A 15782-nucleotide genomic window follows, 5' to 3' on the forward strand; every position below is an offset into this window, starting at 1 on the left:
CAACTCCCAGGTGGTGCTGGTGCGATGCTGTGGGTGGTGCGGGCCGGCTCCGGCGGGCCGGCTCCGGCGGGCCGGCGGCGGGGCGGGCGGAGCGTCAGTCCATCGGCATGGTGGTGCTCCTGGTCGCCTCGCCCAGGTCGAAGATCGGCAGTATCGAGGGGATCTCCACCTCGGCCGTGACCTCGTAGTCCTCGGCACCGGGCTGGGAGGTGAACGTCGTGCCCTGGGCGAGCCAGTCGCTCATCGAGGACTCGCCCACCTGCTGCCAGCCCGCGTCGTACTGGGAGGCGGCGCGGGCGGCGGCCCGGGAGGCCGTACCCGCCTGCTGGACCGCGTAGGCGGCGATGCCGAGCTGGATGACGGCGAGGCCGGCGATGAGCAGGATGAAGACGGTGCCGGCGAGTTCGATCGCCGCCTGGCCGCCGTCGGACCGGTACGCGCGGCGCGGGTGCCCGTCCCGTACGGGGGCGTCCTTCCGTACCGGGGTGTCCTGCCGTACGGGGGCGTCGTGCGGCAGGGCGGTGTCCTGCCACCCGGCGGTGTCGTGCTGTACGGCGGCCTCGTGCCGTACGGCGTCCCGCGCCCGTACCGCGTCCTCGCCCCGGAGCTTTCGGTTCACCATGGGTCAGCTCTCCCTCGGCGCGGCGGCCTTGCCGGTGACATTGACGTCGATGTCGAAGCCCGGGAAGAGGATCGGTACGTCGAGCTCGACCTCCGCCCGGACGAGGTCGTTCTCCTCCTCGGCCCAGCAGTCGATGCCGGCGATGTCCCACGAGTCCGGCAGGTCTTCCTCCGCCGCGTCCGTGCACTCGTCGATCCGGCTGTTCTCCGCCACCGTCGCGGCGCGGACCGCCTCGTCGGCGGCGTTGCCCGCGAGGGAGAAGGTGTAGCCGACGAGCGCGCCCTGCCAGAGCAGGATCAGGACGGCCAGGATGAGCGGCACCATTCCGGTGAACTCGACGGCGGCCTGGCCCCGGTCGTCCCGCGTCCGGCCCCGGCGCGGCGTGTCACCGCGGGGCGCGGTCACCGCTGCGCCCTCGTCCGGCGTCTCTGCTGTTGGATTGCTCATGGTTCAACGTGCCCCCTCAGCTCGTCGGCCTGTCGGCCACGCGGGTCTGCCCGCTGCCTGGTCCACTACTTCGTCCGCCCGCGCCGGACCCCGACGGAGCCCCGGTCCCCCTTGAGCTTCCCCTGTTTCCGGTCGCCTTCGGGGGCCTTCACCAGGCCCAGTTCCCCGGCGAGCGCCCAGAGCGCCTGCTTCACGGTCGACTTGGACTCCAGGTCCTGCATGCGGCCGGCGTCGACCACCGCGTGCAGCTCCTTGAAGTTCGCCGGGATCACGACCCGCGACACCTTGGTGCTGGTGATCTTCTCGATGAGCGGCGGCTGGATCTCGGTGTTCCGCATGTAGCGGTTGACCACGATCGTGGTCTCCTCCGCCTTGCGGATCTGGAGCCGGTCCCAGAGGCGCACCATGCGCTTGGCCGCCCGCACCGCCACCACGTCGGGGGTGGTCAGCAGCAGGGTGGTGTCCGCCATCTCGATCGCCGCCGCGTTCGCGCTCGTCGTCTGCGTGCCGCAGTCGACGATGACGACCTCGTAGCGGTTGCGCAGCGCGCTGACGATCTGGCGTACGGACCGGTCGTTGATCTCCTCGCCCCGCTCGCCCTCGCCCGGCGCGAGCAGCAGCCCGATCCCGGTCGGGTGGGTGAAGACCGCGTCCTGGAGCACGCGGGGCGAGATGTCCTGGATGGTGGCGAGGTCCACGATGGAGCGGCGGAACTGCACGTCCAGGTACGAGGCGACGTCGCCGGCCTGGAGATCCAGATCGGCGAGCGCCACCGTCATGCCCGACGTCCGCGCGGCGAGGGCGAGTTGGACGGCGGCGACCGTCGTACCGACCCCGCCCTTCGCCCCGCTCACGGTCACGACGGTGCCGCCGGGACCGGTGAACACGTCGCCGCCGTGCCCGAGATGGCGCCGTACGCCCACGGACCAGGCCGCGGCGGCCTGGACGCGCTGGGCGAGTTCCTCGTACGAGAGGGGGAGCCCGACCAGTCCCCGGGCGCCGGAGTCCATCGCGGCCGAGAAGAGGCCGGGGCTGGCGTCGGCGGTGACCAGGATGACCCCGACCGCCGGGAAGCGGAGGGCCACCTCCCGGATCAGCTCAAGGGCCGGCACGGGGCCGATCCGCTCGTGCACCAGGACGACTTCGGGCAGTTCGTCGATCGACTCGGCGGCCAGCCGGGCCAGGGTGTCGATCAGCGAGGTCGAGTCGCCGACCGGCCCGGCCGGCTCCGCGTCGGGCAACTGGCTGAGCAGTGTGGTGATCGATCTGGCGGCGTCGGCATCACCGACCACCGGGAGGAGTCTGGTCGTCATGCGTCCCTCACTTGTCCCCTTCGAGCGTGTAGGTGCTCTCTCCGGGGCGCAGCGTCGTGGGGCTGTCGTCGGGAAGCAGAGCGAGGCGTACGTGCTGGGCGAAGGACTCGGCGTAGGCGACGCGCTGGGCGTCCTTGGTCTTGAGGGCGAAGGTGATGGGAACGGCCTTGATCGGTCCGCCGCTGCGGCCGCGGTCGTCCTCCTTGGGCTCCAGCGGGGTCAGCGAACCGACGTCGATCACCTTGGCGTTGGGGACGATGATCCGCGACTGGGCCTTGGTCTCGTCGTTCTCGGCGGCGAAGGTCGCGAAGATGTTGACCAGGTCACCCGCGTTGATCTTGCCCGCGACACCGGTGGCGGCGTCGATCATGATGGCGATCTCCTGCTCGTCGTTGGCGAGCGCGGGCCGCTTGACCATCATGTCGTCCTGGAGGAGCGACCCCTTCTTGAGCTGGGTGACCGCGATCTTGCCGTTGACGAGCGACAGGTCGGTCACCGCGTTGTCCGACAGCCAGCGTTTGGGCATCTCTATCTTCTCGAACTGCCCCTCCTCCAGCGCCGTGTACGGCGCGACGTCCGCCTTCAGCCGGTACGCGGGCACCTCGGGGCCGACCTTCGAATTCACGTCGCTGATCACCGAGAGCACGCCGGCGAAGGCGCCGAAGGCGCAGAGGACGGAGAGAAGAAGGAGAATGATGCCGCGGCGTTGCCGTGAATTCATGAGCGGGACAACCTCGTTCGAAGACTGGGGCGGGACTGACGGGGCGGGACGGGCACGGGGCGGGCGGGTCGCCGCACGTCACCGGCCGTCTCCTCCGGTCCGTACGCACCGCCTGGTGGGCGGGTTACGACCCGTGGCGCGTTGGTGGTCCTTGACTGAGGACACCCGGAGCGGGTGTGTGGTTCTCCGCCGACGCGAGTGGCGCGGAACAGAAACCGCAGCGGTCACCGATGAGTTCGAGACCGCACCAGGAACACACCTCTCGCCGTACGGACGAAACGAGCTGGTAAAGAACGGAGATATCCGGCAGGAACGCGGCGAACTCGACCATCTTGGACGTACCCCACCAGCGCGGGGAATCACCCAGGAGTGGCATCTCGTGCACTCCCTGGACCTTCCAGGCGGGCGCGAGGGTCGCCGTCACCCAGTCCGACTGCAATTGTCCTTTTCCGACCAGCAGTTGAGTGCCGAATTCGGGCCCGGTGAGTTCACCGTTCCCGATCTTGATCAACTGGGGGTCGGGGTTGGCCAGGACACCGAACTGTGACCCGGGCACCCAGGACTTGGCGTGCGACTTGAGGCTGACGGGGACCCGGTCGAGCTTCGCGACCGAGTTGAGGAGCGCTCCCGCGTGGATGTAGTGGGAGAGCAGCCGGGCGGCCGACGCGACGACGCCCGCGCTGAAGTCGCAGATCGACAGCTGTCGCAACTGCCGCACGAGGACGGCGAGTCCGAGCGGCGGGAGGTCCAGCTTGAGGAACGCGATCCGGTCGCTCTCCAGGACGGAGCGGACGGTGTGCAGTCGCTGTTCGTGCGCCACCGGGAGGGAGGCGGGGTAGACGGCGACGACATAACCGTGCTGCTCCACCAGGACCTGCATGTCCGCCAGCGCGGCCTCCAGCGGCTGGACATCGGGTGCCTGGAGCAGAGCCGCGGGGGGCGTCTGCTGGTCGGTGGGTGGCAGCACCAGGTCGTGACTGGTGACAGCTATGGCGGTAGACACCTGCGATCCCCGTTCAGCTCGGCCGTCGGAGTTCCGGCGGCCGCAGATCTTTTCTGCTGGGTACTGCTGCTCGGTGTTCGGTAGTTCTGTTCGCAGCCGTTCGACTTCGGGCGAGTTCGACTTCGGGCGACTCGCTCATCGTCGACTGCTGCGGAGCACTTTATCCACGACTTAGGGCGCAGAGAACACCTCTCCGATGAGAGTGGTTCGCCGGGCACTTCGTAGGCACCACCAAATCGGGCGAAGCAGTCAGGCGTTAACCCATGTTTCATTTGAAGTTGAAACTAGCCGACCCGGGTGGACGGTGCCAGTTACCCAGGTGGCTTTGGGTCCGGGTTGGGTCCACGGACCCACGCCAGGGACGTCCGCCCCTCCGTACCCTCCGAGTTCGATTACGTACACGGTCGCCCGCACGCGAACCGCGTACCCGCACCACCGAGTCGCACGGCACCGAGGGGGACGGTCGGATGAGACGGACAGCGATACGAGGGGGCCCACGGGACGACCGCGGCACCTCCGCCACCGAGTACGCGGGCATGGTGGTGGTCGTCGCGGCCGTCGTGGGGGCCCTGGTGGGCACCGGCGTGGACACCACCATCGCCGAACAGCTCAAGTGCCTGGTCAGGTTCGGCCCGTGCGACACCGGCGGGGGCGGCGAGAACCAGGCCGCGCCCAAGACCGACGCCGACTACGAGCCGCCGCTCTGCCAGATCTCCTCGATCAGCGACAAGGCGGGCGCCAAGGGCAAGTTGCTGTTCATCGAGTGGGGCGAGGAGTACGGCTTCCAGCAGCAGACGTTCCAGTCGAAGACCGACGTGAACGGCGACGGCACGGTCGACGACCGGGACCAGCAGGTGATGATGACCTTCACCGACGCCGCGTCCGTCGCCGCCAAGAAGGACTGGAAACCGGGCGCCAAGGTCGGCAAGTTCGGCTCGGACAAGGTGGAACTCGGTGCGGGGATCAAGGTGACGAACGGCGACACCTGGGTCTTCGACAGCGAGGAGGAGGCCGCGAAGTTCCGGGACGACATCGAGGAACTGAAGACGTACGAGCTGGCCAACCGGCACTCCAACTCGCGCGGCGGCGGGCTCGGCAACAGCATCCTCTACCTCTTCGACAGCGGCCCGATGTACGAGGAGGAGCAGCTGCGCAAGCGCATCGAGGAGCGGCTGGGCAACCGTCACATCAGCTACGGCAAGGTCGGCCTGGAGGCCAGCGCCGCCGGTGGTCTGAAGCTGTCGCCCGGCGACGAGAAGAAGCTCAGCGCGACGCTCGGCGGCAGTTTCAAGTTCTCGCCCGAGGTGACCTGGACCGACAACACCTACCGGAACATCAAGTCGTACACGTACAGCGCCGCCATCGAGTACACGGGCAAGGTCGGCTACGAGGCGGGGCCGCTGAGCGGCGAGTCGAGCGGCACCACGACGCAGACCGGCACCATCACCGTCAGCCACGACAAGACGACCGGTGAGCTGCTGCGCATCGACATGACCCGCACGGTCGAGAAGGGCGCCACCAAGGACGGGGTCACCGTCGGCGGCGACAACGGCAAGGACGGCGACGACAAGCGCGGCGGCAGCGGCAGTGTGAAGGGCACGGAGAACCGGACGGGCATCGAGGTCGTGACCAACTCGGTCGTCCTCAAGCCGGGCCCCGAGGGTGCCGAGCAGCGCGCGATCGCCCAGAAGTGGCTGGACGGCAGCGGCGACAACGCGGCACCGTTCTCCTACATGTTCGACGACCACGCGCCGACGAAGCGTCCCGGCGCGGACGACCCGTTCGGACAGCTCCTCTTCGACGAGGGCCTGTCGAGCCGCAACACGTACACCGGGCAGACGGAGGCCGCGGAGTACGGGTTCGAGCTGAACCTGGGTCTGAGCTTCGGCTTCTCGGTCTCCACCGAGAAGAAGGAGGAGAACCTCGACGACGCGCAGTTCCTGGGTGCGCCGCAGGGGGGCAACCGCAGCTATGTCCCGTACAGCTACTGTGCGAACTGATCCCGGGGACAGGAGCACATACGTCATGAGCAGGAAGAACGGCAAGAATTCCGAGGCGGGGACGACGACGGCCGGGCCGGCCGGCCGGTCGCCCTCCGGCACCCTGACCGCCACCGTCTCCGGTGTGCTCGCGACGCTGCTGCTGGCCGCGGGCTGCGGCACGGAGTCGGAGAGCGCGGCGGTCCCGGAGAGCTGGGGGAAGCTCCGGACCCCGGCGGTCACGGTGGCCCATCCGCCCGCGTTCGAGGCGCAGAGCGCGGCCGAGCGGAGCAAGTACAACGCGGCGGCGGCGACGCTCTCCGACGAGAGCGGGGCCGTCGGCATGATCACCGTGCAGCTCGACTTCACCGACGCCGACTCGGTGGAGGAGGCGGCGATCGGCGCGGAGGCGGGGGTCGCGCTCGGCTCGACGCTCGGCAAGCAGGAGGAGATCACGGTCTCCGGGCCGGACGGCGACCTGGAGGCCCGGCAGGTCACCTTCGCGTTCACCCAGCGGGACTCGGCCGCCGGCTCGGGAACGGGAACCCCGGGCGGGACGCTGGACCCGAAGGCCGGCACCCGGGTCGACGGGGTGATCGTCGCGGGACTCGACACGGACGACCGGACCTACGCCGTACGGATCGACGCGGTCAAGGGAAAACTCAGCAAGGGCGATCTGAACAAAATCATCGACTCGATCACGGTCGAATAGGCGGTTGACGATGGATGTTCCGGGCGGTGATTTCCTTTTCCTCGGCGGCATGATTCTTCTTTTCGGCTGGTTGACCGCACACTACGCGCGTCGTCTTTCGGGCGTGAATCGGGCGCTGCGGGCGGGAAATCGGGCAGAGGGCACGTGTGTACGGATAGAACGTGAGCCGTACAACCGGTCGGACGCGCGACGGCAGTTCTTCGCGTTCCGCACACCGGACGGCGAGCAGATCGAGTTCGAGGACCTGGCGGGCCGGTCCGTACGGGTCGGCGACCCGGTGACGGTGACGTACGACCCGGCCGCCCCGGCCCGTACGGCGACGGTCGCGGGCCGGGGCAACTGGTCGCCGGTGCTCCGGTACGGGGTGCTGGTGGCGGGCTGCGGGCTGGCGGCGGCCGGCTTCGCGGCGGTTCTGATTCTCACGGTGGTCTGAGGGCGCGGGATTCAGGTTCCCGCCCCTCGACCGACAGGCACAGGCACGAGCACTGATGGAGGCGGTCGGCGATGACGAGGTACGGCTACCCGGGGGCGTCCGTCCAGCGGGAGGAGGGACGCGGAGCGGCGGTGTTCGCGCTCGCGCGTGCCTGGGCGGCCGGCATCGTCGTCCTGCTCCTGACGGAGTACATGGGGACGACGCTGGTCAACGACCATCTGGCCACCTCGGAGAACCTGGAGACCTTCAACGGCAGACTGATGCTGATCCACATCCCCAACGCGGTCTGCATCGCCCTGGCCACCTGGGCGTCGGGCCGCTTCCACCGCGACCCGTTCCGCGACTCGACGTTCCAGCACGCCCTGGCGGTCTTCACGGTCGCCACGGCGGCCCAGGGTCTGAACATGGCGCTCCAGTGGCACGCCCTGGAGACCGAGGGCGTCCTGATGTCCAACGCGGTCCTGGTGGTGGGCGTGGTGGCGGGCTCGTCGGCGGACCGCCTCCAGGACGACTGAACGTCGGCGGTCCCGCTCCGGGCCTCCGGCCCTACCGTCCCCGTGAGCTGTCCCACGCGTCGAGCACGCCCGGCGGAACCCGGCCCCGGGCGGGCACCACGTAGCCGTTCTCACGGGCCCACGCGCGGACGGCCGCCATGTCGACGGGGGCGGCGGCACGGGGGTCGTACGCCCGCACCCGCCCCGTCGGGGAATGTGACGCCGGAGGTATTGACAACTTGAATGGTCTGGACCATTTTAACGGCCAGGTCCTGTCCGGCGGTGGCCACCGTTCCTGACCCGCACGTCTTCTCCCCGACACCCCCAGCGGAGGCAACAAGTGGAACGCGTACCCGACGGCAGACGCAGACCCGGACCCGTGGCACGCAAACCCCTCGGGGGGCGGGCGCGGAGTTGGCTGGGTGGGGTGGTGGCCGTCGTGGCCGCCGGGGCCCTCAGTGTGGGCGGGCTGGGCGGTGTCGCCCAGGCCGCCGACATCAACGTCGCCAAGAACGCCGGCTTCGAGTCCGGGCTCGCCAACTGGTCCTGTACCGGCGGGAGCGGGGCCGTGGTCGGCTCCCCCGTACGGACCGGGGCCGGCGCGCTGCGGGGGACGCCCGCCGGGCAGGACAACGCCCGCTGCTCGCAGTCCGTGGCCGTCCAGCCCAACTCGACCTACACGCTGAGCGCGTGGGTGCAGGGCGGTTACGCGTACCTCGGCGCCTCCGGCACCGGGACGACCGACGTGTCGACCTGGACGCCCGGCGAGAGCGGCTGGAAGCAGCTCACCACGACGTTCCGGACCGGTGCCTCGACCCGCGCCGTGAGCGTCTACACGCACGGCTGGTACGGGCAGAGCGCGTACCTCGTCGACGACGTCTCCGTCTTCGGACCGGACGGCGGCGGGGGCAGCGACCCGGACCCCGACCCGCAGGCCCCGGGCACGCCCGCAGGGCTCGGTGTCGGCGCGGTGACCGCGTCGTCGGTGGCGCTGAGCTGGAACGCGGTGAACGGCGCCACCGGGTACAACGTCTACCGGGACGGCACCAAGGTCCAGACGGCGGGCGGGACTTCGGCGACCGTGACCGGGCTGGCGGCCAACACCTCGTACCAGTTCCAGGTGTCGGCGACCAACTCCGTCGGTGAGTCCGCCAAGTCGGGTGCCGTCACCGGCCGGACCTCGACGGGCGGCGGCAACCCGGGCACGCCCGGTGTGCCGAAGCACGCGCTGACCGGGTACTGGCAGAACTTCAACAACGGCGCGACCGTCCAGAAGCTCCGTGACGTGCAGGCGCAGTACGACATCATCGCCGTGTCGTTCGCCGACTCGACCACCACGGCCGGACAGATCGTCTTCAACCTGGACCCGGCCGTCGGCTACTCGGGAATCGCCGAGTTCAAGTCCGACGTCGCCGCCAAGAAGGCCGCCGGCAAGTCCGTGATCATCTCGGTGGGCGGCGAGAAGGGCAACGTCACGATCAACAGTGACGCCTCCGCCACGGCGTTCGCCAACAGCGCCTACGCCCTGATGCAGGAGTACGGCTTCAGCGGCGTCGACATCGACCTCGAACACGGCATCAACTCGACCTACTTGACCAAGGCGCTGCGCCAGCTGTCCGCGAAGGCCGGCCCGTCGATGGTCCTCACCATGGCGCCGCAGACCATCGACATGCAGTCGACCGGCGGTGAGTACTTCAAGGCGGCCCTCGCGGTGAAGGACATCCTCACGGTCGTCAACATGCAGTACTACAACAGCGGTTCGATGCTCGGCTGCGACGGCAAGGTCTACTCGCAGGGCTCCGTCGACTTCCTCACCGCCCTCGCCTGCATCCAGCTCGAAGGCGGCCTCGACCCCTCCCAGGTGGGCATCGGTGTCCCGGCCTCCACGCGGGGCGCGGGCAGCGGTTACGTCTCCCCGACCATCGTCAACAACGCCCTCGACTGCCTGGCGCGCGGCACCAACTGCGGCTCGTTCAAGCCGTCGAGGACCTACCCGGGCCTGCGCGGCGCGATGACCTGGTCCACCAACTGGGACGCGACGGCCGGCAACGCCTGGTCGAACGCGGTCGGCCCGCACGTCCACGCCCTGCCGTAACGGCGGGACACACCCACCCCCACGCACCGAACCAGCAGCGCCACCGCTCCCCCGGTGGCGCTGCTGCGTTTTCCGGGTCCATCGCGTCCCGGCCCTTGACAAGGCCAATGGTCTGGACCAGTTTGTACGTCCAACGGTGGCCACCGTTCACGTACCACCCCCACAGCTCCGCCCGTACCTCTCCCCCCACGGAGGCCATGCAGTGCCCAGGAACACGCGCTCCCGCACGCTTCGACTCATCGCCACGGCGGGCGTCCTCGCCCTCGCCGGGCTGGCCGTCCCCGCGGCCAACGCCGCCGGCGGACCCACCGGCCGGCCCGCCGCGAACACTCCCGCCGCCCTCACCGCACCCGTCGCCCCCGCCGCCGTTCCCGCGCACGCCGTGACCGGGTACTGGCAGAACTTCGACAACGGGGCGGCCGTCCAGACGCTCGCCGAGGTCCAGGACGCGTACGACATCATCGCCGTCGCCTTCGCGGACGCCACCGCGACTCCGGGACAGGTCGACTTCACCCTCGACTCGGCCGGTCTCGGCGGCTACACCGACGAGCAGTTCCGGGCCGACGTCGCCGCCAAGCAGGCCGCGGGCAAGTCGGTCGTCATCTCCATCGGCGGCGAGAAGGGCACGGTCGCGGTCAACGACGCGGCGTCGGCAGAGGCGTTCGCCTCGTCCGTGTCCGCGCTGATGGACGAGTACGGCTTCGACGGTGTCGACATCGACCTGGAGAACGGTCTCAACTCCACCTACATGACGCAGGCGTTGAAGGCGATCGCCGCCTCGGCGGACGGCGACTTCGTCCTGACGATGGCCCCGCAGACCATCGACATGCAGTCGACGTCCAACGAGTACTTCAAGACGGCGCTCGCGGTGAAGGACATCCTGACCGTCGTCAACATGCAGTACTACAACAGCGGTTCGATGCTCGGCTGCGACGGACAGGTCTACTCGCAGGGCACGGTGGACTTCCTCACCGCCCTCGCCTGCGTGCAGCTCGAAGGCGGTCTCGACCCGTCCCAGGTCGGGCTGGGTCTGCCGGCCACACCGAGCGCGGCCGGCGGCGGCTACGTCGAGCCGGGCGTCGTCAACGACGCGCTGGACTGTCTGACGCGGGGCACCAACTGCGGTTCGTTCACGCCGCCGAAGACCTACCCGGGGCTGCGCGGCGCGATGACCTGGTCCACCAACTGGGACGCCACCGGCGGCAGCGCCTGGTCGAACGCGGTCGGCCCGCACGTGGACGCCCTGCCGTAGCCGTACTCCTGACGCCGTACCGGGCAGCGCCGTACCGCGCACCACCGCCACCGGTACCGCCGCACCGCGATCCGCGCACAGACCGGTGGCGCCGTCGACGTCCGACGGCGCCACCGCGCGTTCCGCCCCGGCAGGTCACCTCACCAGGGCAGATCCCGCACCTGCTGCACGCACAGGACGACGAACAGCAGCCCGCCCGCCGCCAGCATCACGTTGCTCACGACGCCGTTGCGCCATTCAGCGGGCGTACGCGAGGAGTTGAGCAGCCACAGCAGCGTCAGCGCCAGGAACGGCATGAAGAACGCGCCCAGCACGCCGTAGACCACGACCAGGCCGAACGGCTGGTCCAGGAAGAGCAGCCCTATCGGCGGGAACGTCAGCCAGAGCAGATACGCCCGGAACGGCACCGACCGCTCGCGCGCGCCCGAGGCGACCTCCTCGACCGTGCCCTCGCCGACGGCGGCACCGGTCGCGCGCTCGCGCCGGAAACGCTCCACGAAGTCCGCGAACATCAGGCTGACACCGTGCCAGACGCCGACCAGCGCGCCGAACGAGGTGGCGAAGAAGCCGATCAGGAAGAGCTTGGCCGTCACCACGCCGAAGCGGTCCTCCAGGATCACCCCGAGGTCGATCAGGCCCCGGTCGCCGGAGGTGAGGGCGATCTGCGAGGAGTGGAGCAGTTCGGCGCCGATGATCAGCATGGCGACGACGAAGACCCCGGTGGTGACGTAGGCGACGCGGTTGTCGATCCGCATCACCCGCATCCAGTTGGTGTTCGTCCAGCCCTTGGCGTTGACCCAGTAGCCGTACGCGGCCATGGTGATCGTGCCGCCGACGCCGCCGATCAGCCCGAGGGTGTAGAGCAGCGAGCCGTCCGGCAGGACGGGTGCGAGGCCCGCGAACGCCGATCCGAGGTCGGGCGCCACGCGTATCGCGACGTACACGACGATCAGGAACTTCATGCCGATGACGACGGTCATGAACTTCTCGAAGACCAGATAGCGGTTGAACCAGACGAACAGCAGCCCCAGCAGGCCGAAGACGACGGCCCAGGTCTTGAGGCCGGGGCCGTCCGGGAAGAGCGCGACGATCGGCAGCGCGCTCGACGACATGGCGGTCGCGCCGTAGACGAAGCCCCAGATCACGACGTAGACGGCGAAGTAGACGGTGGTCCACTGCCCGAGACTGCGCCAGCCCTCGAACAGCGTGCGGCCGGTGGCGAGATGCCAGCGCCCGGCCGCCTCGGCGAGCGAGATCTTCACGACGCAGCCGATGACGGCCGCCCAGAGCAGCGTGTAGCCGAATTTGCTGCCCGCGATGAGGGTGGCGACCAGGTCACCGGCCCCGACGCCGGTCGCGGCGACGACGATGCCGGGGCCGATGTACCGCCAACTGGACTTGCGCGGGCGGGATTTGGCGGTGTCCGTACCGCTGTCGGTGATATCTGCCATGCGTCGGCCTCCACGCTCGTCCCCGTCAGTGACTTGGGTCACCAAAGCGGGGCGGCGAAGATCGCGCAAGAGGGCGGGCCGAGATCGGTCAGGGGTTCAGAAGGCGGCCGGACCGTTCTGGCGGGAGAAGAGAAAAATGTGGAGCACGTGGCCGAGTTCACGGAACCACCGGTCCAGCGTCGCCCGGTTGCGCGCCTTCACGCCGCACTCGTAGAAGCGGCCGTCGGGCAGGACGACGGCCACCAGAAGACGGTGGCCGACCGCGCCCGGCCTGGAGTGGACGCTCCGCACGACGGACCACGGGAACTCGGCCGTCCGGCCCTCGATGTCGAAGGTCACACCGTTCTCGTCGACGACGATGCCGCTACGGCTGTCGGCGGCCAGGAACTCGGGCCGCGGATCCGGATGCGTGGGCCCGTATGTGGGCGCGTACGGGCTCGGGTGCGGTGGCGCGTACGGGGGCACCGGGCCGGGCGGGTACGCGGGCGGCGGAGGCCCGAAGGCCCCCTGCGCTCCCGGCTGTCGCTGCTGCGGCTGCGGCTGCGGCTGCGCGTACGGATTCCCCGGCACCGGGCCGCCGTACTGATCGCTCATCTCCACCCTCCGTGAGCTGTGCGGATGAGCCGTACCGTACCGAGTCCCGCGCCCGTGCCGTACCGGCCGCGCCCGGCCCGGGGGTCACCGGGCCCGGCGCGGCCGGGCGTTCAGCCGAGGACCGCCAGCGCGTCGATCTCGACGAGCAGCCCTGCGGGCAGGCCGACGTAGACCGTCGTGCGGGCGGCGGGCGCCTCCTTCAGGTTCCGCTCCTCGAAGTACGCGTTGTAGATCTCGTTCATCTCGGCGAAGTGCGCGACGTCCGTCAGGTAGACGCGGATCATCATCACGTCGTCCCAGCTCGCGCCGCCCGCCTCCAGGACGGACGCGACGTTGGCGAGGGTCTGGAGCGTCTGCTCGCGCAGCGTCGGGCCCGCCACGGCCGGGGCCTCGCCCGGGGCGGCGGGCAGGAAGCCCACCTGCCCCGCCACCTGGAGGATGTTGCCCTTGCGGACGCCGTGCGAGAACTTCGCCGGCGGTGTGGCATGGGTGGCGGGGACGACGGCGGTCTTCGGGGTCTGGTCGCTCATGGGTTCACTTTCTGAGGAGCGGGAAGTGCGGATCCCGGGTGCGGCGGGCCGCCCGAGTACTCGCGGCTGATCGCGTCGGCGGTCCGGCACAACAGCGGGAGCAGGGTGAGGAGTTCGTCGGCGGAGACGACGACGTTCGGTGCCGAGACCGACATGGCCGCCACCGCGCGCCCGTCGGCGCCGCGGACCGGCGCGCCGACGCAGTTGATGGACTCCTCGTGACCACCGAGATCGGTGGCCCACCCCTGTTCGCGTACGGTCGCCAGCTCCTTGAGGAAGGCGGCGGCGTTCGGGACCGAACGGGGGGTGTACAGGGGGAAGTCGAGGCGATCCGCGAGTGCGCGGCGCTCGGCTTCGGGCAGGTCGGCGACGAGCACCTTGGCGACGGCGGCGACCGTGAGGGCGACCGGCTTGCCGATCCGGGAGTACATCCGCACCGGGTAGCGGCTCTCGACCTTGTCGATGTAGAGGACCTCGTGGTCCTCCATCACGGCGAGGTGGACGGTGTGGCCGCACTGTTCGCCGAGCGCCACCAGGTGCGGGTGGGCGATCTCGCGTACGTCCAGATTCTCCGCGGCCTCCTGCGCGAGGGCGAAGAGGCGGGCGCCGAGGCGGTAGCGCTGGTCCCGCTGGCGGTGGACGAGGCCGTGTTCGTGGAGGGTGCGGAGCAGCCGCAGAGCGGTGGACTTGTGGACGCCGAGGGAGGCCGCGACCTGTCCGAGGTCGGCGGGGCCCCGGGCGAGGAGCGGCAGGATGCTGAGCGCGCGGTCGACGGTCTGGCTCACGGTGCGGTCCTCATGGTGCGGTCACCGCTTCGGGACTGCCGCCGGTGTCCCGGGCGCCGGACGCCCAGCCGGGGCCGAGCCGCAGCGCGCGCCACGCCCGGTCGTCCAGCGCGGCGAGGGCGTCGGCGTGGGCGCGGGCGGGCGGGACGCAGACGTCGCCCGCGTCGGTGAGCACGGCGGCGGCCGTCAGATGGCCGTGCCGCAGCCGGTCGGCGGCCGGCAGGTCCCGCAGGGTCGCGGAGAGGAAGCCGGCGGCGAAGGCGTCGCCCGCGCCGACGGGCGCGACGACGTCGACGCACAGTGCCGGTACGGAGGTGACCGTGTCGGCGCCGGTGTCCGGGCCGGTCCCCGGGTCCCGTACGAAGGCGGTCGCGCCGCCCGCGCCCGCCTTCACCACCAGGACGGCCGGTTCGGGCAGTGCCTCGCGGACCGCCTCGGGGGTGTGCAGGTCCCACAGTCCGGCGGCCTCGTCGTCGCCGACGAAGACGAGGTCGGCGCCGCGCGCGAGATCGCGCAGCACCCCCGGGGCGGCGCCGGGTCCGGGGCCGTAACGCCACAGTGCGGGGCGGTGGTTGACGTCGAAGGAGAGCAGCGGGCGGCCGGGGCGGCGGGCGGTGAGGTCGCGCATCAGGGCGAGGCAGTCCGGGGAGAGGGCGGCCGTGATGCCGGACAGGTGCAGGAGCCGGCCGGACCACGGGTCGGCGGGGTCCATGGTTTCCGGGGACATCGCGGAGGCGGCCGATCCGGCGCGGTAGTAGGCGACTTCGTGGGCGGTGGTGGCGCGGTCCGTGGCCGTACGGAAGTAGACGCCGGTCGGGCGGCCGTCCGGGTCGCGGCGTACGGCGGAGGTGTCGACGCCGTACGCGCCGACGGCCGCCACGAGGTGGTCGCCGAAGCCGTCGGAGCCGACGCGGCTGATCCAGCGGACGGTGTGCCCGGCGGCGGCGAGCGCGCAGGCGACGTTCGACTCGGCGCCGCCGATGGCGCGGGTGAAGGCGGGGACGTCGGCGAGGCGGCCGGGGCGGGAGGGGAGGAAGGTGACCATGGACTCGCCGAGACAGACGGCGTCGACGGGAGCGGACGGGGCAGAAGTGACACGTGTCCCGTGCGATACATGCGATCCGTGCGTCTGGTGCGTCCCGTGCGACAGCGGCGTGCCGGGCACGCGGGACGGCTGGTCCGGCTCCACCGGTGCGGGCACTCGGGACTCCTCGCTCGTCGGTCGTCGCTGGTGGGGAAGGGGTCGCCGGTCCCGAGTCCGCCGACCGGGGACGGCGGGCCCGCTCATTGACCCGGCGACGGCTCGGATGTTAGACAACGCGAAGCGCTATACGCAATGGGTGTTGCACAG

17 protein-coding genes are annotated in these 15782 nt (G+C 70.4%); 6 read left to right on the forward strand and 11 right to left on the reverse strand.

What is annotated here, in order from left to right; translation table 11 throughout:
• Positions 1-94: 94 nt before the first annotated feature.
• The 5 genes from OG875_RS09975 to OG875_RS09995 form a co-directional block, all read right to left on the reverse strand.
• Positions 95-622, reverse strand: a complete 528-nt coding sequence (locus OG875_RS09975; protein WP_330173868.1) for a TadE family protein — start codon at positions 620-622, stop codon at positions 95-97.
• Between the two features lie 3 nt (positions 623-625).
• Positions 626-1069 (reverse strand): TadE family protein, encoded by a 444-nt coding sequence (locus OG875_RS09980; RefSeq protein ID WP_330173869.1) that lies wholly within the window; start codon positions 1067-1069, stop codon positions 626-628.
• Positions 1070-1134: 65 nt separating this feature from the next.
• On the reverse strand, positions 1135-2382 hold the full coding sequence (locus OG875_RS09985; RefSeq protein WP_330173870.1) for an AAA family ATPase: 1248 nt from the start codon (positions 2380-2382) through the stop codon (positions 1135-1137).
• A 7-nt stretch (positions 2383-2389) separates the two neighbouring features.
• Positions 2390-3103, reverse strand: a complete 714-nt coding sequence (gene cpaB, locus OG875_RS09990) for a Flp pilus assembly protein CpaB (RefSeq protein WP_330173871.1) — start codon at positions 3101-3103, stop codon at positions 2390-2392.
• Positions 3104-3227: 124 nt separating this feature from the next.
• Positions 3228-4106: a hypothetical protein gene (locus tag OG875_RS09995; protein WP_330173872.1), complete on the reverse strand. Its 879-nt coding sequence runs from the start codon at positions 4104-4106 to the stop codon at positions 3228-3230.
• A 467-nt stretch (positions 4107-4573) separates the two neighbouring features.
• Between OG875_RS09995 and OG875_RS10000 the strand changes: the two genes are divergently transcribed.
• The 4 genes from OG875_RS10000 to OG875_RS10015 all read left to right on the forward strand — a co-directional run bounded on the left by OG875_RS10000 (position 4574) and on the right by OG875_RS10015 (position 7745).
• Positions 4574-6106, forward strand: a complete 1533-nt coding sequence (locus OG875_RS10000) for a hypothetical protein (protein WP_330173873.1) — start codon at positions 4574-4576, stop codon at positions 6104-6106.
• 25 nt (positions 6107-6131) lie between these two features.
• A complete protein-coding gene (locus tag OG875_RS10005; protein WP_330173874.1) occupies positions 6132-6797 on the forward strand; it encodes a hypothetical protein in 666 nt (221 codons plus the stop codon).
• A 49-nt stretch (positions 6798-6846) separates the two neighbouring features.
• Positions 6847-7230: a DUF3592 domain-containing protein gene (locus tag OG875_RS10010; RefSeq protein WP_443079092.1), complete on the forward strand. Its 384-nt coding sequence runs from the start codon at positions 6847-6849 to the stop codon at positions 7228-7230.
• A gap of 71 nt (positions 7231-7301) precedes the next feature.
• The gene (locus OG875_RS10015) at positions 7302-7745 is read left to right on the forward strand and encodes a hypothetical protein (protein WP_330173875.1); all 444 of its coding nucleotides are present in this window, start codon (positions 7302-7304) and stop codon (positions 7743-7745) included.
• A 31-nt stretch (positions 7746-7776) separates the two neighbouring features.
• On the opposite strand, the gene OG875_RS30980 is transcribed toward OG875_RS10015, so the two are convergent.
• Positions 7777-7884, reverse strand: coding sequence for an Lsr2 family DNA-binding protein (locus OG875_RS30980; RefSeq protein ID WP_443079250.1), 108 nt, complete (start codon positions 7882-7884; stop codon positions 7777-7779).
• Positions 7885-8103: 219 nt separating this feature from the next.
• On the opposite strand from OG875_RS30980, the gene OG875_RS10020 reads away from it, so the two are divergent.
• Together OG875_RS10020 and OG875_RS10025 are read left to right on the forward strand one after the other, a co-directional pair.
• Positions 8104-9819 (forward strand): chitinase, encoded by a 1716-nt coding sequence (locus tag OG875_RS10020; protein ID WP_330173876.1) that lies wholly within the window; start codon positions 8104-8106, stop codon positions 9817-9819.
• A 202-nt stretch (positions 9820-10021) separates the two neighbouring features.
• A complete protein-coding gene (locus tag OG875_RS10025; protein WP_330173877.1) occupies positions 10022-11071 on the forward strand; it encodes a chitinase in 1050 nt (349 codons plus the stop codon).
• Positions 11072-11211: 140 nt separating this feature from the next.
• Here the strand turns inward: OG875_RS10025 and OG875_RS10030 are convergent, their stop codons facing one another.
• From OG875_RS10030 to OG875_RS10050, 5 genes are all read right to left on the reverse strand, one after another.
• On the reverse strand, positions 11212-12522 hold the full coding sequence (locus tag OG875_RS10030) for an Nramp family divalent metal transporter (RefSeq protein ID WP_330173878.1): 1311 nt from the start codon (positions 12520-12522) through the stop codon (positions 11212-11214).
• 96 nt (positions 12523-12618) lie between these two features.
• A complete protein-coding gene (locus OG875_RS10035; protein ID WP_330173879.1) occupies positions 12619-13116 on the reverse strand; it encodes a hypothetical protein in 498 nt (165 codons plus the stop codon).
• A 110-nt stretch (positions 13117-13226) separates the two neighbouring features.
• Positions 13227-13646 (reverse strand): RidA family protein, encoded by a 420-nt coding sequence (locus OG875_RS10040; RefSeq protein ID WP_330173880.1) that lies wholly within the window; start codon positions 13644-13646, stop codon positions 13227-13229.
• The gene (locus OG875_RS10045; RefSeq protein WP_330173881.1) at positions 13643-14431 is read right to left on the reverse strand and encodes an IclR family transcriptional regulator; all 789 of its coding nucleotides are present in this window, start codon (positions 14429-14431) and stop codon (positions 13643-13645) included. The genes OG875_RS10040 and OG875_RS10045 overlap by 4 nt, the downstream gene beginning before the upstream one ends.
• 10 nt (positions 14432-14441) lie before the next feature.
• Positions 14442-15719, reverse strand: coding sequence for a sugar kinase (locus OG875_RS10050; protein ID WP_443079251.1), 1278 nt, complete (start codon positions 15717-15719; stop codon positions 14442-14444).
• Positions 15720-15782 lie beyond the last annotated feature (63 nt).

This window comes from Streptomyces sp. NBC_01498, assembly GCF_036327775.1.
Classification (GTDB): domain Bacteria; phylum Actinomycetota; class Actinomycetes; order Streptomycetales; family Streptomycetaceae; genus Streptomyces.

Coding starts and splice junctions, on each gene's coding strand:
- OG875_RS09975 (WP_330173868.1), bottom strand. CDS start 622: ATGGTGAACCGAAAGCTCCGGGGCGAGGACGCGGTACGGGCGCGGGAC.
- OG875_RS09980 (WP_330173869.1), bottom strand. CDS start 1,069: ATGAGCAATCCAACAGCAGAGACGCCGGACGAGGGCGCAGCGGTGACC.
- OG875_RS09985 (WP_330173870.1), bottom strand. CDS start 2,382: ATGACGACCAGACTCCTCCCGGTGGTCGGTGATGCCGACGCCGCCAGA.
- cpaB (WP_330173871.1), bottom strand. CDS start 3,103: ATGAATTCACGGCAACGCCGCGGCATCATTCTCCTTCTTCTCTCCGTC.
- OG875_RS10000 (WP_330173873.1), top strand. CDS start 4,574: ATGAGACGGACAGCGATACGAGGGGGCCCACGGGACGACCGCGGCACC.
- OG875_RS10005 (WP_330173874.1), top strand. CDS start 6,132: ATGAGCAGGAAGAACGGCAAGAATTCCGAGGCGGGGACGACGACGGCC.
- OG875_RS10010 (WP_443079092.1), top strand. CDS start 6,847: ATGATTCTTCTTTTCGGCTGGTTGACCGCACACTACGCGCGTCGTCTT.
- OG875_RS10015 (WP_330173875.1), top strand. CDS start 7,302: ATGACGAGGTACGGCTACCCGGGGGCGTCCGTCCAGCGGGAGGAGGGA.
- OG875_RS30980 (WP_443079250.1), bottom strand. CDS start 7,884: ATGGCGGCCGTCCGCGCGTGGGCCCGTGAGAACGGCTACGTGGTGCCC.
- OG875_RS10030 (WP_330173878.1), bottom strand. CDS start 12,522: ATGGCAGATATCACCGACAGCGGTACGGACACCGCCAAATCCCGCCCG.
- OG875_RS10035 (WP_330173879.1), bottom strand. CDS start 13,116: ATGAGCGATCAGTACGGCGGCCCGGTGCCGGGGAATCCGTACGCGCAG.
- OG875_RS10040 (WP_330173880.1), bottom strand. CDS start 13,646: ATGAGCGACCAGACCCCGAAGACCGCCGTCGTCCCCGCCACCCATGCC.
- OG875_RS10050 (WP_443079251.1), bottom strand. CDS start 15,719: ATGAGCGGGCCCGCCGTCCCCGGTCGGCGGACTCGGGACCGGCGACCC.